This window comes from Candidatus Accumulibacter sp. ACC007, from assembly GCF_907163205.1.
GTDB lineage: Bacteria > Pseudomonadota > Gammaproteobacteria > Burkholderiales > Rhodocyclaceae > Accumulibacter > Accumulibacter regalis.
Map to the genome: position 1 here is coordinate 1,753,647 of NZ_CAJQUD010000001.1, position 19,507 is coordinate 1,773,153.

At 63.4% G+C, this 19,507-nt stretch carries 15 protein-coding genes; 10 read left to right on the forward strand and 5 right to left on the reverse strand.

Annotated features, from left to right (window positions below):
- The 3 genes from glgX to QZ634_RS07580 are packed head-to-tail and all read left to right on the forward strand — an operon-like array spanning window position 1 to window position 2,936.
- The gene (glgX, locus tag QZ634_RS07570) at window positions 1–2,127 is read left to right on the forward strand and encodes a glycogen debranching protein GlgX (protein ID WP_291986922.1); all 2,127 of its coding nucleotides are present in this window, start codon (window positions 1–3) and stop codon (window positions 2,125–2,127) included.
- A 30-nt stretch (window positions 2,128–2,157) separates the two neighbouring features.
- Window positions 2,158–2,475 carry an STAS domain-containing protein gene (locus QZ634_RS07575; RefSeq protein WP_291986923.1) on the forward strand — a complete coding sequence of 106 codons (318 nt, stop codon included), beginning with the start codon at window positions 2,158–2,160 and terminating at the stop codon, window positions 2,473–2,475.
- A gap of 29 nt (window positions 2,476–2,504) precedes the next feature.
- Complete coding sequence (locus QZ634_RS07580; RefSeq protein WP_291986926.1) at window positions 2,505–2,936, forward strand: anti-sigma regulatory factor; 432 nt, start codon at window positions 2,505–2,507, stop codon at window positions 2,934–2,936.
- A gap of 78 nt (window positions 2,937–3,014) precedes the next feature.
- On the opposite strand, the gene QZ634_RS07585 is transcribed toward QZ634_RS07580, so the two are convergent.
- Window positions 3,015–4,289: an HD domain-containing phosphohydrolase gene (locus QZ634_RS07585; RefSeq protein ID WP_291986928.1), complete on the reverse strand. Its 1,275-nt coding sequence runs from the start codon at window positions 4,287–4,289 to the stop codon at window positions 3,015–3,017.
- A 446-nt stretch (window positions 4,290–4,735) separates the two neighbouring features.
- Between QZ634_RS07585 and QZ634_RS07590 the strand changes: the two genes are divergently transcribed.
- The 4 genes from QZ634_RS07590 to QZ634_RS07605 are packed head-to-tail and all read left to right on the forward strand — an operon-like array spanning window position 4,736 to window position 10,680.
- Window positions 4,736–6,436, forward strand: a complete 1,701-nt coding sequence (locus tag QZ634_RS07590; RefSeq protein ID WP_291986930.1) for an NADH-ubiquinone oxidoreductase-F iron-sulfur binding region domain-containing protein — start codon at window positions 4,736–4,738, stop codon at window positions 6,434–6,436.
- On the forward strand, window positions 6,429–9,218 hold the full coding sequence (fdhF, locus tag QZ634_RS07595; protein ID WP_291986932.1) for a formate dehydrogenase subunit alpha: 2,790 nt from the start codon (window positions 6,429–6,431) through the stop codon (window positions 9,216–9,218). The genes QZ634_RS07590 and fdhF overlap by 8 nt, the downstream gene beginning before the upstream one ends.
- A complete protein-coding gene (gene fdhD, locus QZ634_RS07600; protein ID WP_291986934.1) occupies window positions 9,219–10,154 on the forward strand; it encodes a formate dehydrogenase accessory sulfurtransferase FdhD in 936 nt (311 codons plus the stop codon).
- A 1-nt stretch (window position 10,155) separates the two neighbouring features.
- Window positions 10,156–10,680: a DUF1499 domain-containing protein gene (locus QZ634_RS07605; protein ID WP_291986936.1), complete on the forward strand. Its 525-nt coding sequence runs from the start codon at window positions 10,156–10,158 to the stop codon at window positions 10,678–10,680.
- A gap of 84 nt (window positions 10,681–10,764) precedes the next feature.
- Here the strand turns inward: QZ634_RS07605 and QZ634_RS07610 are convergent, their stop codons facing one another.
- The 4 genes from QZ634_RS07610 to QZ634_RS07625 all read right to left on the reverse strand — a co-directional run bounded on the left by QZ634_RS07610 (window position 10,765) and on the right by QZ634_RS07625 (window position 16,239).
- A complete protein-coding gene (locus tag QZ634_RS07610; protein ID WP_291986938.1) occupies window positions 10,765–11,871 on the reverse strand; it encodes a GGDEF domain-containing protein in 1,107 nt (368 codons plus the stop codon).
- Between the two features lie 142 nt (window positions 11,872–12,013).
- The gene (gene tpiA / locus QZ634_RS07615) at window positions 12,014–12,781 is read right to left on the reverse strand and encodes a triose-phosphate isomerase (RefSeq protein ID WP_291986940.1); all 768 of its coding nucleotides are present in this window, start codon (window positions 12,779–12,781) and stop codon (window positions 12,014–12,016) included.
- Between the two features lie 72 nt (window positions 12,782–12,853).
- On the reverse strand, window positions 12,854–14,110 hold the full coding sequence (pgk, locus tag QZ634_RS07620) for a phosphoglycerate kinase (RefSeq protein ID WP_291986942.1): 1,257 nt from the start codon (window positions 14,108–14,110) through the stop codon (window positions 12,854–12,856).
- Between the two features lie 362 nt (window positions 14,111–14,472).
- Entirely contained in the window at window positions 14,473–16,239 is a 1,767-nt protein-coding gene (locus QZ634_RS07625; protein WP_291986944.1) for a carbamoyltransferase, read from the reverse strand.
- Window positions 16,240–16,566: 327 nt separating this feature from the next.
- Between QZ634_RS07625 and QZ634_RS07630 the strand changes: the two genes are divergently transcribed.
- The 3 genes from QZ634_RS07630 to QZ634_RS07640 all read left to right on the forward strand — a co-directional run bounded on the left by QZ634_RS07630 (window position 16,567) and on the right by QZ634_RS07640 (window position 19,239).
- Window positions 16,567–17,340, forward strand: a complete 774-nt coding sequence (locus QZ634_RS07630) for an ABC transporter ATP-binding protein (protein WP_291986946.1) — start codon at window positions 16,567–16,569, stop codon at window positions 17,338–17,340.
- Window positions 17,337–18,047 (forward strand): ABC transporter ATP-binding protein, encoded by a 711-nt coding sequence (locus QZ634_RS07635; RefSeq protein WP_291986948.1) that lies wholly within the window; start codon window positions 17,337–17,339, stop codon window positions 18,045–18,047. Before QZ634_RS07630 ends, QZ634_RS07635 begins: the two co-directional genes overlap by 4 nt.
- Window positions 18,048–18,141: 94 nt before the next feature.
- A complete protein-coding gene (locus tag QZ634_RS07640; RefSeq protein ID WP_291988077.1) occupies window positions 18,142–19,239 on the forward strand; it encodes an ABC transporter substrate-binding protein in 1,098 nt (365 codons plus the stop codon).
- Window positions 19,240–19,507 lie beyond the last annotated feature (268 nt).

The following is a 19,507-nucleotide window of genomic DNA, read 5'->3' on the forward strand; positions in this document are numbered from 1 at the left end:
ATGGATACGCGTATCGATTTCTATCCGACAAACCAGCACGGTGCTTACAAACTGCGCCCCGGGCGACCGTATCCCTTCGGTACCACGCTGGTGCCGGGCGGCGTCAATTTTTCGATCAGCTCCGGCCACGCCACCGCGTGCACCCTGGTGCTCTTCGAGAAAGGCGCGCCGGAGCCATTCGTGGAGATCCCCTTCCCGGAGGCCTTTCGCGTCGGCAACGTCTGGTGCATGGTCGTCTTCGACCTCGAATGCGAGCGCATCGAGTACGGCTACCGCATGGATGGCCCCTGGGACCCGGGCGCCGGACACCGCTTCGACCGCTCGAAGGTTCTCCTCGACCCCTACGCCAAGGCGATCGGCGGGCGGACGCACTGGGGCCAGCCACCCGACTGGAACGACATATACCCGCAGCGTGCGCGACTGATCTTCGAGGATTTCGACTGGGAAGACGATCGTCCTCTGGAGACGCCGCTCGCCGACCTGGTGATCTACGAACTGCACACGCGCAGTTTCACCGCTCATCCGTCGGCCGACGTCAAGCACCCCGGCACCTATGCCGGCATCGCGGCGCGCATCCCCTATCTCAAGGAACTGGGAGTGAACTGCGTCGAGCTGATGCCGATCTTCGAGTTCGACGAGTTCGAGAACAGCCGCGCCAACCCGGAAACCGGCGAGATGATGCTCAACTACTGGGGCTACAGCACGGTTGGCTTCTTCGCGCCCAAGGCTGGCTTCGCCGCCACCGGACCCTTCGGCATGGAGGTGGACGAGTTCAAGAACCTGGTCAAGGAGCTGCACCGCAACGGTATCGAAGTGATGCTCGACGTGGTTTTCAACCACACCGCCGAAGGCAACGAGAACGGTCCGACGCTGTCGTTCCGGGGAATCGACAACCAGACCTTCTACATGCTGACACCGGAAGGCTATTACTACAACTTCAGCGGCTGCGGCAACACGCTGAACTGCAACAGCCCGGTCGTCCGCAACATGGTTCTCGACTGCCTGCGCTACTGGGCGGCCGAATACCACATCGACGGTTTCCGCTTCGACCTGGCCTCGATCCTTGGCCGTGCGCCGAGCGGCGCCCCCTTGCCCAACCCGCCCTTGCTGGAAAGCCTGGCCTTCGACCCGGTGCTCGCCAAGTGCAAGCTGATCGCCGAAGCCTGGGATGCCGGCGGCCTGTATCAGGTCGGCTCATTCCCGGCCTACGGACGCTGGGCCGAGTGGAACGGCAAGTACCGCGACGACATTCGCCGTTTCCTGAAAGGAGACGAAGGCATGGTGCCGGTGATGGCCGAGCGCATCCAGGGCTCGCCCGATCTCTACGGCTGGAACGAACGCGGTCCGACCGCGTCGATCAACTTCATCACCTGCCACGATGGCTTCACGCTGCACGATCTGTTCACCTACAACGACAAGCACAACGACGACAACGGCGAACATAATCGCGACGGCGGCAACGACAACCATAGCTGGAATTGTGGCGCCGAAGGCGAAACCGACGATGCGCAGGTCAATGCCCTGCGCCAGCGCATGATCAGGAATGCCCTGGCCATCCTGCTCATGAGCCACGGCGTACCAATGCTTCTGATGGGCGATGAACTGGGCCGCACGCAGCGTGGCAACAACAATACCTATTGCCATGACAACGAGCTGAACTGGCTCGACTGGACGCTGCGCGAACGCAATAGCGACCTGTTCGACTTCACGCGCAAGATGATCGCCCTGCGCAAGGCACACCCGCTGCTGCGTACCGGCGAGTTTTTCGGAACCAGCCGCTCGCCGGCCGACATCATCTGGCACGGTACGCAAGCGTGGAAAGCCGACTGGTCGGAAGACTCGCGCGCCCTGGCTTTCCTGCTCCGCGAACGTCAGGCCGGTCAAGGCGGGAATACCACGCCGGTCCTGTACATGGCGATCAACAGTTTCTGGGACGCCCTGCCCTTCGAACTACCCGAACTGCCCAGTGGCTATCACTGGCACCTGTTTGCCAATACCAGCCTGGCGGCCCCCGACGACATTCGGGAACCCGGCGAGGAAATACCGCTGCAGGAGAATCTGCAGAGCTTCCTGGTTGGCGGCCGCGCGGTGGCCATACTCATCGGGCGCCCGCGCCTGCCAGCCTGACCAATAAACCAATCCGTGGAGACAGCAAACATGACATTCAGCACCCGTGTGGAAATGAAGGGCCGCGAGGCATGGATCGACCTCGAAGGCGAACTTGACGCCGCCGTGGCTGGCGAGTTCCGCCAGGCCATCGAGCAGGTCGCAGAGCAAAAACCCGAGAAGCTCGTCCTCTTCGTCAGCAAGCTGCAGTTCATGGCCAGCGCCGGCCTGCGGGTAATCGTATTCGCCAAGCAGCAGATGGGACGCGACGTCAGCATTTACGTCGTTGGCGCCGGCGGTCCGGTGCTCAACACCCTGCAGATGAGCGGCTTCGACCAGTCTGTGTACGTCCAGGAAAGCTACCCCTGAGCCCGGCGGACGTACGCTCCTGATCGCTCATGACACGGTACAGCATCCCAGCCAACCTGGCGGCGCTGTCGACCATCCGCCAACTGCTCACGCAGGCTTGCCGGGAGGCCGGCCTGGACGACGCAGCCAGCTATCGCCTGATTCTGGCGGTTGACGAGATTGCCACCAACATCATTACCCACGGCTACCAGGAGCAGGGAACGACGGGCGACATTGCCATCGCCATCGACGCCAGCAAGCAGCGGCTGAGCGTGCTTCTCGAGGATACGGGAGTGGCCTACGATCCGCGTGCGCAGGGCATGCCGACTGCCGAAGACCTCGACAAACCCCTGTCCGACCGGGAAATCGGCGGGCTGGGCGTTTTCCTGGCCCTGCAGGGCGTCGATCGCTTCGACTATCAGCGCCACGGCGAGGTCAACCGCAACACCCTGGAAGTGGACCTGCCGCAAGCCAAAGGCTGACCGAGCAAGAAAGCGCACCTGCCTGGCAAGGTCGCGCCGGCCCGAAGCAAGCGCGAACGGTGACCGCCATCGGGCGCCTTACTGCAAGCGCCCGCTCAGCCGCAGAAGCCAGTCCCGGATCGCGACTTCCCCTGGCTGTTCGCTGCTCTCCAGTGTCGGAAAGCGGCAGAAAACATCCTGGATGATCGCGTTCAGCTGCCAACCCGCTTCACGCGCTAGCATGGCCACTTCGCCAAGCGCGTCCGGCTGGTCACCGATGTCGAGGCACACCGACTTGAGCTGATCAGGGTGCAGACCGGCGTCGGCCAGTGAACGCTCCAGTGCCACGACGCGATCAGTCAGAAAAGCGCCAACCGTCGGCGCGCCTGCAGCGTAGTTCACCAACTCTGAACGGGCCTGGCTCCATTCGCCGAAGTCCTCATCAAGGCGCTTGAGCCGCTCGGCGTTGCGGCGGTCCTGCTCGACATCGCTCGCGTCGACGGCGCCTTGCTCGAGCAGTCGCAATATCGCTTTCGACATCTGGGCATCGAACTTGACGTGGTTCAGCCGCAGGATCAGCGACAGGCGTCTCTCGGGTGCCCGGATGTCCTTGTCCAGAACACCAGCGACGACCTCCGCAAGCAGCAGTATGCGGCCCATCACGCTGATCTCGGCCCCCTTGAGTCCGCGCGGATAGCCGCTCCCGTCGTGCCGTTCATGGTGCTCGAGAATGGCTCTGCCGACTGCCTGCGGGTATTCCGGTTGCTGCTTGACGATCATCGCGGAAGTGAGCGGGTGCGCATGCAGCTGTCGCCGTTCGGCGGCATCGAACCTGTGTTCCGCCTGGAGCATCGCCGGGTCGATATGCAACATGCCGGCATCCTGGAGCAGGGCCGCCGCCGCCAGCGCCCGCAACTCGGCCACCTTGAGTTCCTGGCGTATGCCCAGGTGCAGTGCAATCAGCGCCACCTGCAGGCTGTGGCCGAAGATGGCGCTGCGGCGATCACGGGCGACGGTCAACCTGAAGGCGATCGGCTTCGGAAGGGCAATGCTGCCGATGGCCCCGAGCAAGGTGACGCGATCACTGAGTTGGGCAGCGAGCTGCCCGTAGAAAGGGCGCTCGTCGATGAGCTTCTCGGCCAGATCGCGCAACTCGTCCAGCGTGACCGCCTGCTCCGCCGTGAGGCTTTCGTCGATGGGCACCTGCAAGCGGTGATTGAGCAGGCGCTCGAACAGCCGGCTATCGACGCGCACGCCGCGCTCGACCACCTTGATTCCGTTGCTGGAAAGGATCGGCTGGTGGGCGACCACGTTTTGCGTGTCGCCAAGCTCGGTGGCGGCCTTGAGGTAGTGTTCGTCGTTGGTTTCGGTCATGAGACCTGGTCTTCCTTCACTGCTGTCGGACAGCGCAAACCCGCTGCTCCCGGCCATCCCGGCAGCGCTCGCCGAGCACCGCTTGCGCAGTGCGTCGCCACCTGCATGACGATTCCAAGCCGCAATGGCAGAAAGGGCAATTCTACATCAGCCTTGCCAAGTCACCGGTCGCAGCAAGGGCACGCAATCATGGATGGAAGCGCAGGAAAGTGAGGGCGCACCGCCCACGCAGATCGGCATACGCCAAGGTTTCGTCTTGTTGACATCGATTGGAGGCGACCATGAATCGCCTGGCAAAGGGTCATAGAGAGGGTGCCAGGGCGAGCACTGGCGCGACCCGTTGATGTCGCCAGGTGGACCGCCTGCCAGGAGTTGTGACCACTTATTTCCCCGCTGCCGCCGCCTGCGTTTGTTAGCATGGCCACTTCGAATCGGGAAAGCCGCGCATGAACAGCAGCGAGCAGCCGGTAACAGGACGACGCAAGGGACGCGGGCAGCGCCGCGGACGGCGCGTCGATGCCGCCACGCGGGACGCCGTCGCCGGACTTCTCGCCGACTTGCCGCTGCGCCGCGACCTCTTGATTGAACATCTGCACCGACTTCAGGATACGCGCGGCTGTCTGCGTGCCGGTGACCTGTTGGCGCTGGCTGATCTGCTGCGCATCGGTGTTGCCGAGGTCTACGAGACGGCGACGTTCTACGCCCACTTCGACATCCGCGAGGACGAGGAGCCGGCGCCGGCGCTCGCCGTCCGGGTCTGCGACGGCCTCAGCTGCCGACTACAGGGAGCGCTGCAACTCGATTCGGCCTTGCGTGCGCGTCTGCCGCCGGCCACCGCCAGAGTTTTGCGCGCACCGTGCATGGGCCGTTGCGACCTGGCGCCGGTGGTGCAGGTCGGCAAGCGCCACGCCGACCGTGCCAGCGCCGCCGACGTGCTGGCGCTGATCGATGCAGGTGCATTCACGCCCCTGCCGCTCGTCGGCGAGAGCCTGGATGCCTACCGCGCACGCGGCGGCTACCGGCAACTGCAGGCGCTGCGCGACGGTGCCTTGCCGGTCGAAACGGTATTCGCCGAACTCGAGGCGGCCGGGCTGCGCGGCATGGGCGGCGCGGGTTTCCCGACGGCGCGCAAGTGGCGACTGGTGCGCGCCGCGCCGGCGCCGCGCTACCTGGTCTGCAACGCCGACGAGGGCGAGCCGGGCACCTTCAAGGATCGCGTGATTCTCGAGGAGCAGACGCACCCGTTCCTTGACGGCCTGCTGCTGGCGGCGGCCTGTACCGGCGCGGACCGCTGCTGGATCTACCTGCGCGACGAGTACCCTGCCGCGCACGCGCTGCTGCGCCGCGAGATCGCCGCGCTCGAAGCGGCGCAGCTCGTCGAGCCGGGCTTCATCGATCTGCGCCGCGGTGCCGGCGCCTACATCTGCGGCGAGGAATCGGCGCTGATCGAGTCGATCGAGGGCAAGCGCGGCTACCCGCGGCAACGCCCGCCCTACGTCGCCGAGGCGGGGCTGTTCGGACGCCCGACGCTGGTCAACAACGTCGAGACGCTGGCGCTGGTGCCGACCATTCTCGCCGCCGGCGGTGCGCGCTTCGGGGCACTGGGCGGCGAGGGCTTTGCCGGCCTGCGCAGCTACTCGGTCTCCGGTCGGGTGCGCGAACCGGGCGTCAAGCAGGCACCGGCGGGAATCAGCACGCGCCAGCTGATTGACGACTACTGCGGCGGCATGGCCGAGGGGCATCAGCTGCTGGCCTACCTGCCTGGCGGTGCCTCGGGCGGGATTCTGCCGGCGAGCCTGGCCGACCTGCCGCTGCACTTCGGCGAACTTGAGAAACACGGCGCGCTGATCGGATCGGCGGCGCTGATCGTGCTTTCCGACCGCGACGACCTGCGCGCCGCGGTGCAGGCGCTGCTCGAATTCTTCGCCGACGAGAGTTGCGGCCAGTGCACGCCGTGCCGAATCGGCACCGAGAAGATGCTGGCGCTGTTCGAAGCGCCCGAACTCGACGTCAGCCTGCTCAACGAGCTGGCCGCGCTGATGCGCGATGCATCGATCTGCGGGCTCGGCCAGGCGGCGCCCAATCCGCTGACGACTGCGCTGCAGTATTTCCCGCAACACCAGCTGGCAAGGAAGCGCGATGAGTGACGCGACGCAAGTGGCGCAGGTACGCTTCACTTTCGACGGTCGCGAGCTGACGGCGCTGCCCGGCGAAACGATCTGGCAGGCTGCCAGGCGTGCCGGAACGACGATTCCTCATCTGTGCACGCGGGAGGCGCCGGACTATCGGCCCGGCGGCAACTGCCGCGCGTGCATGGTCGAGATCGACGGCGAACGCAACCTGGCGCCGAGTTGCAGCCGCCAGGTCAGCGCAGGAATGGGCGTGCGCAGTGATACTTCCGAGCGCGCGCTGAACAGCCGGCGGCTGGTGATTGAACTGCTGCTTGCCGAGCAGCCAGCGCGCGCGCTGGCACATGATCGCAACGCGTCGTTCTGGCACTGGGCCGAGCAGCTGGGATTGCAGGGAAGCCGCTTCCCGCAACGCGCAAGCAGGGTGCCCCCTCCCCCCGCCGACCGCAGCCACCCGGCGATGACCGTTCAGCTCGACGCCTGTATCCACTGCCAGCTGTGCGTGCAGGCCTGCCGCGACATCCAGGCCAACGACGTCATCGGCATGGCCGGTCGCGGCGCCGCGGCGAAGATCGTCTTCGATGTCGACGACGCCATGGGCGACTCGAGCTGCGTCGGCTGCGGCGAGTGCGTACAGGCCTGCCCGACCGGCGCGCTGATGGCGACGACGATGCTGGCGGCAGACGGCAGCGGCCTGCTCGCCGCCGGAGAGACCGTCGACCGCGTTGTACCCAGCGTCTGCCCCTACTGTGGCGTCGGCTGCCAGATCGACTACCAGGTGCGCAACGAGCAGATCGTCGCGGTGACCGGCCGCAACGGTCCGGCCAACCGCGAGCGCCTGTGCGTCAAGGGACGCTTCGGCTTTGATTACGTGCACTCGCCGCAGCGCCTGTTGAAGCCGCTGATCCGCCGTGACGACGCCCCCAAGATCCCCGACGCAGCCTTCGACCCGGCCAATCCTTCGACGCACTTTCGCGAGGCGAGCTGGGACGAAGCGCTGCAGCGTGCCGCCGCAGGGCTGCGCTCGCTACGCGACGGACACGGCGGCAACGCGCTCGCCGGCTTCGGTTCGGCGAAATGCAGCAACGAGGAAGCCTACCTGTTCCAGAAGCTGGTGCGCACCGGCTTCACGACCAACAACGTCGACCATTGCACGCGCCTGTGTCACGCGTCGTCGGTGGCGGCGCTGATCGAAGGCGTCGGTTCGGGCGCCGTGTCGGCGTCGTTCATGCAGATCGACAACGCCGAGCTGGCGATCCTCATCGGCTGCAACCCGGAAGCCAACCACCCGGTCGCCTCGACGTTCTTCAAGCGGGCCGCGCGCAAGGGGACGCGGCTGATCGTCATCGATCCGCGCCGGCACGGCCTGGCGCGCTTTGCCGATGAAACGCTGCAGTTTCGCCCGGGCAGCGACGTCGCGCTGCTCAACGCGATGCTGCATACCCTCGTCGACGAGGAGCTCTTCGACCCGGCCTACGTCGCCCGCTACACCAGCGGTTTCGACGGGATGCGCACACACCTGGCGACCTACAGCCCGGAAGCGATGGCCGAGGTCTGCGGCATCGCTGCCGACAAGATCCGTGCGGTGGCTCGTCTCTACGCGCGCTCCAAAGCGTCGATGATCTTCTGGGGGATGGGAATTTCCCAACACGCGCACGGTACCGACAACGCGCGCTGCCTGATCGCCCTGGCGCTGATGACCGGGCACATCGGTCGCCCGGGCACCGGCCTGCATCCGCTGCGCGGGCAGAACAACGTCCAGGGCGCATCCGATGCCGGCCTGATCCCGATGGTCCTGCCCGACTACCTGCCGATCTCGCTGGCCGCCAACCGCGCGCGCTTCGAAAAGCTGTGGGGTGTCACCCTCGACCCGCAACCGGGGCTGACCGTCGTCGAGATCATGAACGCCGCGGCGGTCGGCGACATCCGCGGCATGTACATCGTTGGCGAAAACCCGGCGATGTCCGACCCCGACCTCAAGCACGCGCGCCAGGCGCTGGCGTCGCTCGAACATCTGGTGGTGCAGGACCTGTTTCTCACCGAAACGGCGATCTACGCGGACGTCATTCTACCGGCATCGGCCTGGCCGGAGAAGGAAGGCACCGTGACGAACACCAATCGCCAGGTTCAGCTCGGCCGCCAGGCCCTGCCCCTGCCAGGCGATACGCGCCCGGACTGGTGGATCATCCAGGAGCTGGCGCGCCGCCTCGATCTCGACTGGCAATACGACGGGCCGGCGGCGGTCTACGCCGAAATGCGCCAGGCCATGCCGTCGCTGGCCAACATCAGCCGTGAGCGGCTCGAACGGGAAGGCTCGGTCAGCTACCCCTGCGCCGGCGACGACCAGCCGGGTGCAGACGTCGTCTTCGCGGACGGCTTCCCGACGCCAAGTGGCCGTGCCGGCTTTGTCGCCGCCGCGCTGCTGCCGCCCGACGAGCAGCCCAGCACGGACTACCCGCTGGTCCTGTCCACCGGGCGGCTGCTCGAACACTGGCATACCGGCGCGATGACCCGCCGCAGCGCCGCACTCGACGCCCTCGAACCGGCAGCAGTGGTGACCGCCAGCGACGAAGACCTGCGCCGGCTCGGCATCGCCGACGGCGAGCGCGTGCGGCTGATCACCCGGCGCGGCGAGATCGAGGCCACGGCGCACGCCGACCCGGCGGTCGCAGCGGGGTCCTTGTGGCTACCCTTCTGTTTCCACGAAGCCGCTGCCAACCGCCTGACCAACCCGGTGCTCGACCCCTTCGGAAAGATCCCCGAGTTCAAGTACTGCGCCGTTCGCATGGAGCGTGCCTGAATGAGCGATCGCCAGGAATCTGCAGGTCGCGAAGGCGGCACAGGCTTTGTCCTCGCGCCCGACCCCGACGATCCAAGGCTCACGCGCCGGGTCGAAGGCTGCGACCAGCACGGCCAGCCGCTCAGCCTGAACGTGGTCGTCGAACGGCCGCTGACCCTGTACCTGAACGGTACCGAAGTGGTCACCCTGATGACCATCGGCGACCATCCCGAGCTGCTCGCGCTGGGCTTCCTGCTCAACCAGAACATGCTCGCTGCCGACGATGCCGTCACCACCATCGAACACGACGCCGAGCTTGACGTCGTCGTCGTCCGTACGCGCAGCGAATCGACCTACGAACAGAAGCTGAAGCGCAGGATTCGCACCTCGGGTTGCGCGCAGGGAACGGTCTTCGGTGACCTCATGGAGCGCTTCGACGACATCCGCCTCGACGCTGCTGCCGAGCTGCGCAGTTCATGGCTGCACAGCCTCTTGCAGCAGATCAGCCGGCAACCGAGCCTGTACCAGAAGGCCGGTGCGATCCATGGCTGCGTCCTCTGCCAGCGTGACCGGCCGCTGGTCTACATGGAGGACGTCGGCCGGCACAACGCCGTGGACAAGATCGCCGGCTACATGCACCAGCAGGGCCTTGGCGGCCGCGACAAGATCTTCTACACCACCGGACGCCTGACCAGCGAAATGGTGATCAAGACGGTGCACATGGAAATTCCGATTCTCGTCTCGCGATCCGGCTTCACGGCATGGGGTGTGGAGCTGGCAAGGCGCGCCGGACTGACACTGATCGGACGCGCCAAGGGGCAGCGCTTCGTCGTTCTGGCGGGGGGAGAAAGGCTGCGCTACGATCGCGATCTCGACAGCACGGCGAGCGGCGAGCAGCACGAACCGGCCGACGGGCAAGGAAGCCGGCGCAGCCGTGGCATTGCGCGCAAGTGTTGACATGAAACGCTTGCAACGTATCGCCATCGCCCTGGTGCTGCTCGCTGCGCTGCTGGTGTCCGCCGGCCGGATCGGCCTGCTCGCCGGAGTGCCACCGAGCGACCTCGGCGTGCACGACGGCAAGCTCAAGCAGCCATCGCCAACCGCCAACAGCGTCAGCAGCCAGGCCAGGCTGTGGCCCGATCACCCGCAGCGTGACTATGCCGACATCGCGCCGCTTGCGCTGCACGTTGACGGACCATCCACCATTGCCGCCCTGAAGGCACTCATGGCCAGTGAGGCGAGCGCCACCATCGTCGACAGTCGCACCGACTACCTCTATGTGCAGTACACGACGCCATGGCTGAAATTCGTCGACGACGTCGAATTCTGGTTCGACCCGACCAATAACGTGATCCAGGTACGCTCGGCGTCGCGCATCGGACGCAGCGACCTTGGTGCCAATCGTCAGCGCATCGACGCACTGCGCGGGCGAGTCGAAAGGACGCTCGCGACGGGGAAAGCCTCGGCCGAAGCCGGCAAGTGAGCCGCTCGGCTGGCTTGCCGAACGGACGCTTACCGCCCTTGCGTTTCCTCACCCACGGGAGACGACGGGCACTGATCGGCGGCGCTACCGTGCTGTCCGGACGCAGTTCTTGCCATCCTCCTTGGCCATATAGACGGCCTGGTCGGCCGCCTTGATCAGCTCGTCAAAACTCTTTATGGCCGGCGTTCTGGCAGCAAGGCCAACACTGATGCTGCCGTGCCAGGGCTCGCCACCCGTCGGCACGCGTAGTGCGGCGACCGCTTTCCGGGTCAACTCGGCGATGTGCAATCCACCGGCTTTCTCCGTATCCGGGCAGATCACCAGAAACTCGTCGCCACCGAGACGGCAGACGACGTCGTCACTGCGAAAGGAATGCTGCAGGGTCTTGGCCAGTTCGGTGAGCACCGCATCGCCGGCGTCATGGCCGCAGGAATCATTGACCTGCTTGAAATAATCCGCGTCGATCATCATGCAAACCAGCGGCGAATCGTTCTCAACCGACTCCTCCCAGAGCGAGGCGAGCGCCCGCAAAGCATGGCGACGATTGGGCAGCCCGGTCAGGACGTCGGTCAGGGACAGCTCGACGAGTTGTAGATTCACTTCCGAGAGCTCGCGGGTGCGTTGCCTTACTTTTTCTTCGAGTGACTGATTCAAGGCCAGCAAGTCGCGATTCCTCGCCGAGACCTGCTTGAACAAGGCATTCAAGGCGATGAGCAGGGGTTCGGTGGCATTGTCTCTGGCTCTCTCCTCTTCCTCATACGCCCTTGTCGAGTCGAGTCCGCTCCTGATTGCGGTAATCTGCCGGGCCATATTCTGATCGGCACCAAGGATATGATAGGCCAGCCAATGCGTCAGAAAATCCAGGAGACTCCTTGCCGGGTCAATATCATCAGGAGAAACACCAGAATGCATCGCGCGGATCTCATGCAGAAAGCTGCGATGCCCTTCAATGTGCTGACCCAGGTGCCGCCGATCGATACCGACCTCGATCATCAAGGCTTCCTCTTCCTGGAAATGGTATTTTGCGTAATCGGCGAGCTTCCTGAAAACCTCTTCAATATCATCGAATGCGACTTTGTTTTCCGACAGCAGGTAGCCAAACTGATTGATGATCCCGACCAGATGCTGGTGTTGCTGATCGACATCGGAAAGCCCGGTAACAAAGTTCTCGTCCCAATGAAATGATTCCATATGCGCTTTCTTGCCTCGGCGTTGATTTTCGGCCTTTGAAGACGCTGCAGAATGGGCGCTTTCCGCGGCGCGGTGGCGATCGCCCGAACAAAAAAAGCGGGCGCCGCGATGCGGCGCCCACGCTTCTCAAGCCAGGAAGGACTTACTTGCTGATCGACTCGCCGGGGGTCACGATACCCAGGAAGCTGTCGGCCTTGAGCGCAGCACCGCCGATCAGGCCACCGTCGATGTCTTTCTGAGCCAGCAGGCCGGCGGCGTTCTCCGGCTTCATCGAGCCACCGTACTGGATGCTGATCGACTGGGCAACGTCGTCACCGAAGAGCTTGGCGAGCAGGCCGCGCACCAGCGCGTGCGCCTCCTGTGCTTCGGCATCGCTGGCGGTGACACCGGTACCGATGGCCCACACCGGCTCGTACGCGACAACGGTGCGCAGCGCGTCATCGGCGGAAAGACCCGCGTAGGCGCCATTGACCTGCGTGGTGAGCACGCTCTCCAGCTTGCCGGCCTTGCGCTCGTCGAGCGTCTCGCCGATGCAGACGATCGGTCCCATGTCCAGCGAAAGGACCTTCTTGATCTTCTTGTTGACCGTTTCGTCGGTCTCGCCGAAGTAGGAGCGCTGTTCGGAGTGACCGATGATGACCATGTCGACGCCGATGTCCTTGAGCATGTCGGCGCTGACCTTGCCAGTGAAGGCACCCTGGTTTTCCCAGTGCACGTCCTGCGCAGCGAGCTTGACGTTGCTGCCCTTGACCACGTCGGCAACTTTGGCCAGAGCGAGATAGGTCGGCGCGATGGCGACGACGACGTTCTTGATGCCTTTGGCAGCGGCGACCACGTCGGCGGCCAGCTTGACTGACTCGGCGACGCTCTTGTTCATCTTCCAGTTGCCGGCGATAACGATTTTACGCATGGTGTTCCTTTTGTCTGTTGTCCAGGATTCAGGGAGAGAAACGGCCCCGGCAGGCTGCCCGGGCCGCTCGGCTTATTTCTCGGAGAGCGCCGCGACGCCCGGCAGGACCTTGCCTTCGAGGTACTCGAGCGACGCGCCGCCACCCGTAGAGGTGTGCGTGACCTTCTTCTCGGCGCCATACTTCTTGGCCGCGGTGGCCGTGTCGCCACCACCGATCACGGTCGTCGCGCCCCTGGCCGTGGCCTCGACGATGGCGTCGGCCATCGCCTTGGTACCGGCTTCGAACTTGGCGAATTCAAAAACGCCCGCCGGGCCGTTCCAGATGACGGTCCTGGCGTTGACGATGGCATCGCTGAACACCTTCGTCGATTCCGGTCCGCAGTCCAGCCCCAGCCAGCCGTCAGGAATGCCATCAACATCGTTGGCAACGCCGGTGTTGGCGTCGGCGTCGAACTTGTCGGCGATGACGAAATCGGTCGGCAGCAGAATCTGCTTGCCGTTGGCTTTCGCCTTTGCCATCAGATCGGGGACCAGCTTGGCGCCCTCCTCGTCGAACAGCGAGTTGCCGATCGGCATTCCGGAGATGACCCTCTTGAAGGTGAAGGCCATTCCACCGCCGATGATGATCTGGTCTGCCTTGTCGAGCAGGTTGTTGATCAGCTGGATCTTGTCGGCAACCTTGGCGCCGCCGAGGATCGCCAGCAGCGGCCGTTGCGGTGATTCGAGCACGGCCGAAAAGGCGGCCAGTTCCTTGTTCATCAGGTAACCCGCCGCACGCTGCGGAAGCTGCACGCCGGTCATCGACGAGTGATCGCGGTGGGCAGTACCGAAGGCGTCGTTGATGTAGACGTCGGCCAGTTTGGTGAGCGATGCGCGGAAGGCCTTGACCTTCTCGGGATCGGCCTTGATCTTGCTGACACTTCCGTCGGCGTCCTTGACCGTGCCCTTGCCTTCTTCCTCGATATGGAAGCGCAGGTTCTCGAGCAGGATGACCTCGCCGGGTTTGATCTTCGCGCACGCGGCTTCGACTTCAGGGCCAACGCAGTCGGAAAGAAAGCCCACCGGACGCCCGATCAGGCCTTCCAGCGCGGTGGCCACGGGCTGCAGGCTGAATTGCGGCGCGACCTTGCCGTCGGGACGTCCAAGGTGCGACATCAGAATCACCGCGGCACCCTGGTCGAGCGCGTACTTGATCGTCGGCAGGGCAGCTTCGATACGCTTGGTGTTGGTGATCGCTCCGCTGACCTTGTCCTGAGGGACGTTGAAATCGACGCGGATCAGGACGCGCTTGCCGTCGAGAGCGAGATCTTCGATGAACAGTTTGGACATGTTTTCCTCGAGAAAGAATGGGGGTTGATTAAAGGCGGGCTAAGAATCGAAAATGGCATGGCGTCTCCGTTTTGGCTACAAAACGACCCCTCAACAGAGCACCTTTCAGCCACTGCGTTGAGAACAGGGAACATCGGGGAAAGCGTTTTAACCACGCAGACGAAGTATCCTTGGCGCCGCTTCAGGAGTCAAATGCCCGTGCCATGAGCGGTGAAACCGGCGTCTCGAATACCCTGACAGGGTCTTCCTCTGGTCCGCAGAAACTGCTTTTCAGGCGCACAGGAAAGGTGGCCGCAAAAGCCATTTATTTGTCGTTACGAAAAATGCGCGGCGAGCCATCTCTGGCGCAAGGCAGGCAGCCTTCAGGCAGCAGCCGGAGCCAGCGCATTGGCGGCAACATCCGCCTTGACGACCAGCACGTCTTCCATCACCAGATACTCGAGGTCCGAGCCGAAGAACATATTCAGCGCATCGGTCGGCGAACAGATCATGGCTTCGCCGCGACGGTTGAGCGAGGTGTTGAGAACGACGCCATTGCCGGTCAACTTTTCCAGCTCGACCATCAGGTCGTAGTAGCGCGGGTTGTATTCGCGCTGCAGCACCTGTGCCCGTGAAGTGCCGTCTTCGTGCACCACTTCCGGAACGCGCTCCTGCCAGCCGTCGGCGACCTTGAAGGTGAAGGTCATGAACGGCGCCGGGTGATCGCTGCCGAGCATCTGCGGGCCGACGCTGTCGAGCATGCTCGGACAGAAGGGACGCCAGCGCTCGCGGAACTTGATCTGCGCGTTGATCCGGTCGGCGACACCGGCAACGCTCGGGCAGCCGAGGATCGAGCGGCCGCCGAGCGCGCGCGGACCAAACTCCATACGCCCCTGGAACCAGGCCACCGGATTGCCGGCCACCAGCAGCGCGGCAATTTCCTGTGGCACGGCGCGCAGCCGCTGCCATTGCGGTCTTGCCGGATGACGGGCGCAGGCGGCGACGACGTCTTCGTTGCTGTACGCGGGACCGAGGAAGACGTGCGCCATCTTTTCGATCGGCACGCCTCTCTGTACCGAGACGTAGCCGGCGGCGCCGACTGCCGTGCCAGCGTCGCCCGACGCCGGCTGCACGAACAGCTCCCTGACGTCCGGGCGCGCGATGATCTTCTGATTGAGCTTGACGTTCAGCGCGCCGCCACCTGAAAAAGCGAGCCGCCCGGTTTCGCGCAGGATGTCGCCCAGGTAGTGCTCGATCATCTGCAGCGACAGATCCTCGAACAGCTTCTGCATGCTCGCCGCGTAATGGATGTAGGGGTCGTCGGCACTGTCACCGGACCGCTTCGGGCCCAGCCACTCAATCAGCTTCGGCGAAAAATAGTAGCCCTTGCCCTGCTCCTTGTAACGGCGAAAACCAATCACGTTGGCGTAGTCGGTATTGACCGTCAGCGCGCCGTTCTCGAATTTGGCCAGACGCGAGAAATCGTGGCGTGTCGGGTCGCCGTAGGGCGCCATTCCCATCACCTTGTACTCGCCATCGAGCATCTCGAAGCCGAGATACTCGGTCAACGCGCCGTAGAGGCCGCCGAGCGAATCGGGATCGTAGAACTCCTTGATCTTGTGAATGCGGCCGTTCTCGCCGTAGCCGAAGAAGGTCGTCGCGTACTCGCCCTTGCCGTCGATGCCGAGGATCGCCGTCTTCTCGGTAAAACCCGAGCAATGGTAGGCGCTGGAGGCATGCGCCAGATGGTGCTCGACGGGCACGATCTCGGTCTTCCGGAGATCGAAGCCGAGCTGCAGCAGGCACCATTCGATGCGCTTTCGGTAGCGGAAAAAGCGCCGGTTGCCGGTCAGGATGGCGTCCAGCGCGCGCTCCGGCGCGTACCAGTAACGCCGGGCGTAATGCCAGCGCGCACCTTCGGCGAGGCTGATCGGCGCAAAGGGAATGGCCACCGCGTCGACGTCGGCCGGCCTGATGCCGGCAAATTCCAAGCAGAACTTGGCCGCCTCGTAGGGCATGCGGTTCTTGGCGTGCTTGTCGCGGACGAAGCGTTCCTCTTCCGCTGCGGCAACCAGCTTGCCGTCGATGTACAGCGCCGCCGAAGGATCGTGGGTCAGCGCGCCGGAAAGTCCGAGGAGGGTCAGTGCCAAGATGGAGGTCTCACAGAATCACTTTTTTGGCCCGCAAGCCCATGGGCAGCGAACCGACGAAAGCTGCGAGTATACCTGCACCGGCAACGCTTCTGTTCTGTCATCCGCCCGGCTTCCAGGCTCGCACAGGAAACCTGGCGAGGACGCGACGATCGAGCACTTCAAGCGGCGCTCTCGAATCCGGCTTGCAGAACAGCTCTTCTTGCCGCACGCTATTTCTTGCCTAAAGCAATTGCCTGTCCGATAATCGCCCGAGAGGCTCAGCGCACGATGCGCCCACACCATGGGCATGGAGACGTCGATCGAGAACTTGCGCAATCCCAGATCATGAACGATTACATTCTCCAAACGAATGATCTGGTCAAGGAATTCAAGGGATTTGTCGCCGTCGATGGCGTCAGTCTGAAGATCAGGCGTGGGCACATCCACGCCATGATCGGTCCCAACGGCGCCGGCAAGACCACCTGCTTCAACCTGCTCACCAAGTTTCTTCAACCCACCCGTGGCAGCATCCGTTTCAACAATATCGACATCACCCGCGACGAGCCGGCAAAGATCGCGCGACGAGGCATTGTTCGTTCTTTCCAGATTTCGGCAGTCTTCCCGCATCTGACAGTGCTCGAGAACGTCCGCATCGCCCTGCAGAGAAAGCTCGGAGCGTCTTTCCATTTCTGGCGCTCGGATAAGGCCTTGAGCCGGCTCGACGACCGCGCTATCCAGCTACTTGCCGACGTCGGCCTCGATTCCTACAGCCGAATGCTTGCCGTCGAGTTGCCCTATGGTCACAAACGTGCGCTGGAAATCGCCACGACGCTGGCGCTTGAACCCGAGCTGATTCTGCTCGACGAGCCGACTCAGGGAATGGGGCATGAAGACGTCGACCGGGTGATGCAACTCATCAAGAAGGTGTCGGCCGATCGTACCATCCTGATGGTCGAACACAATATGAAGGTCGTTGCAGGCATCTCTGACACGATCACGGTGCTGGCGCACGGCGCGGTGTTGGCGGAAGGCCCGTACGCCGAGGTGGCCAGCAATCCACAGGTGATCGAGGCCTACATGGGCACGGCCCAACGTGAACCCGAGGGGAGCGGCGCGTGAATTCGGCGGTGGAATATCTGCGCATTCGCGACTTGCATGCTTTCTACGGCGAATCGCATATCCTGCACGGGATGGATCTGCGGGTGAATCGCGGCGAGTGCGTGTCGCTGCTCGGCAGGAACGGCGCCGGCCGTACGAGCACACTGCGCGCCATCCTTGGGCTTACCGGAAAAAGAACGGGATCGATCATGCTCAATGGCCGCGAGACCATCGCCATGACGACGCATCGCATCGCGCAGCTTGGCGTCGGCTATTGCCCGGAAGAGCGCGGCATCTACGCAAGCCTGAGTTGCGAGGAGAATCTGCTGCTGCCACCGCGTATTGGCAACCGGGGAATGGGCCTGGAAGAAATCTACCAAATGTTCCCGAATCTTGCCGAGCGTCGCCACAGTCCGGGAACGCGCCTGTCCGGTGGAGAACAGCAGATGCTGGCCATGGCGCGCATACTCTGGAGCGGTGCGCAGTTGTTGCTGCTCGACGAGGTTTCCGAAGGGCTCGCGCCGGTGATCGTGCAGCAGCTCGCTGCAGTCATTGGCGATCTGAAGAGCAAGGGGTTCACGATCATTCTGGTCGAACAGAACTTCCATTTTGCGGCGCCTCTGGCGGATCGCATGTACATCGTCGAACACGGCCAGATCGCGGCCGAAATTGCCCAGGACGAGATCGAGACCAAGCAGGAATTGTTACAGGAGTATCTTGGCGTTTGAAGGGTTCCACCTGTCGGATTCGCCATCCGGCGCAACAATAACCAGAGGAGACAACAATATGAGATACGAACTGCGTAAGGTCGCGCTCGCCCTGATGCTGATCCCGGCCGCCAATATTGCCGCGGCACAAACCAGCCCCGGCACCATGAAGCTCTCGGACAACACGGTCAAGATCGGCGTGCTCACCGACATGTCGGGCGTTTATTCAGACCTCGGCGGACAGGGCGCGGTGACCGCCGTGCAGATGGCGATCGACGACTACAAGGCGCAGTACAAGCCGAAGTTCAAGATCGAGATGGTCTATGCCGACCACCAGAACAAGGCTGACGTCGGTTCCAACAAGGTACGCGAGTGGTACGACACCGAGGGCGTGGACATGGTCACCGACGTGCTCAACTCGGGGGTCGCCCTGGCCGTCGCCAAGGTCACGCAGGAAAAGAAGCGCATCGTGATGTTCGTCGGCTCCGCATCGACGCGCCTGACCGACCAGGACTGCACACCGAACACGGTGCATTACGCCTATGACACCTATTCTTTGGCCAATGTCGCCGGCAAGGCGATCGTCAAGAACGGTGGCGACACCTGGTTCTTCCTCACCGCCGATTATGCCTTCGGTCAATCGCTCGAAAAGGATACGACAGACGTCATCAAGGCCAACGGCGGCAAGGTGCTGGGCTCGGTGCGACATCCGCTCAATGCCTCGGATTTCTCTTCCTACCTGCTGCAGGCTCAGGCCTCGAAAGCCAAGATCATTGGTCTGGCCAACGCCGGTGGCGACACCATCAATGCGATCAAGGCGGCCAGCGAATTCGGCATCACGAAAAATCAGCAGCTTGCCGGTCTCCTGATGTTCATCACCGACATCCACGCCCTCGGCCTGCAAACGACGCAGGGCATGCTGCTGACTGCCGGCTTCTACTGGGACAGGGACGAAGACACGCGCAAGTTCAGCAAGCGCTATTTCGAGAAGACCAAGCGCAACCCGACCATGGTGCAGGCCGGCGACTACTCGGCGGTCACCACCTACCTGAAGGCGGTTCAAGCGGCCGGTACGGACGACGCGGAGGCAGTGATGGCGAAAATGAAAGCCATGCCGATACGAATTAGTAGAAAAGAAGGCAAGAAAAGAGTAGGGACCTCCCTAACACTCCCCAGCCAGTGTAACCCAAATACACCTGATCATCGGCACTGATGCTGTGGTGTGAGAGGTGTCAGATGTCTCCCACATGTTTTATTGGGCAAACAGGCGAGGATTATACACCTCCCCTACACCGCCTCTCTTCCCCCCCCACTGAACTTTCCACCAGGGGGAGGGGGATTGCCCTCCCCCCGACTTCTTTTCACAGAATGGGTGGGTTATTGGCCGGACCCTACTCTTTAATCCGGGGTCGGCTCTGTACGATAGGAGTAACCCTGCATGAAACTGCCGGCATCAGGCAAAACTAGAACCCGACTCGCTC

Excerpts from the sequence above, each read along its gene's own strand:
- glgX (WP_291986922.1), top strand. The coding sequence starts at position 1 with ATGGATACGCGTATCGATTTCTATCCGACAAACCAGCACGGTGCTTAC.
- QZ634_RS07575 (WP_291986923.1), top strand. The coding sequence starts at position 2,158 with ATGACATTCAGCACCCGTGTGGAAATGAAGGGCCGCGAGGCATGGATC.
- QZ634_RS07580 (WP_291986926.1), top strand. The coding sequence starts at position 2,505 with ATGACACGGTACAGCATCCCAGCCAACCTGGCGGCGCTGTCGACCATC.
- QZ634_RS07585 (WP_291986928.1), bottom strand. The coding sequence starts at position 4,289 with ATGACCGAAACCAACGACGAACACTACCTCAAGGCCGCCACCGAGCTT.
- QZ634_RS07590 (WP_291986930.1), top strand. The coding sequence starts at position 4,736 with ATGAACAGCAGCGAGCAGCCGGTAACAGGACGACGCAAGGGACGCGGG.
- fdhF (WP_291986932.1), top strand. The coding sequence starts at position 6,429 with ATGAGTGACGCGACGCAAGTGGCGCAGGTACGCTTCACTTTCGACGGT.
- fdhD (WP_291986934.1), top strand. The coding sequence starts at position 9,219 with ATGAGCGATCGCCAGGAATCTGCAGGTCGCGAAGGCGGCACAGGCTTT.
- QZ634_RS07605 (WP_291986936.1), top strand. The coding sequence starts at position 10,156 with ATGAAACGCTTGCAACGTATCGCCATCGCCCTGGTGCTGCTCGCTGCG.
- QZ634_RS07610 (WP_291986938.1), bottom strand. The coding sequence starts at position 11,871 with ATGGAATCATTTCATTGGGACGAGAACTTTGTTACCGGGCTTTCCGAT.
- tpiA (WP_291986940.1), bottom strand. The coding sequence starts at position 12,781 with ATGCGTAAAATCGTTATCGCCGGCAACTGGAAGATGAACAAGAGCGTC.
- pgk (WP_291986942.1), bottom strand. The coding sequence starts at position 14,110 with ATGTCCAAACTGTTCATCGAAGATCTCGCTCTCGACGGCAAGCGCGTC.
- QZ634_RS07630 (WP_291986946.1), top strand. The coding sequence starts at position 16,567 with ATGAACGATTACATTCTCCAAACGAATGATCTGGTCAAGGAATTCAAG.
- QZ634_RS07640 (WP_291988077.1), top strand. The coding sequence starts at position 18,142 with ATGCTGATCCCGGCCGCCAATATTGCCGCGGCACAAACCAGCCCCGGC.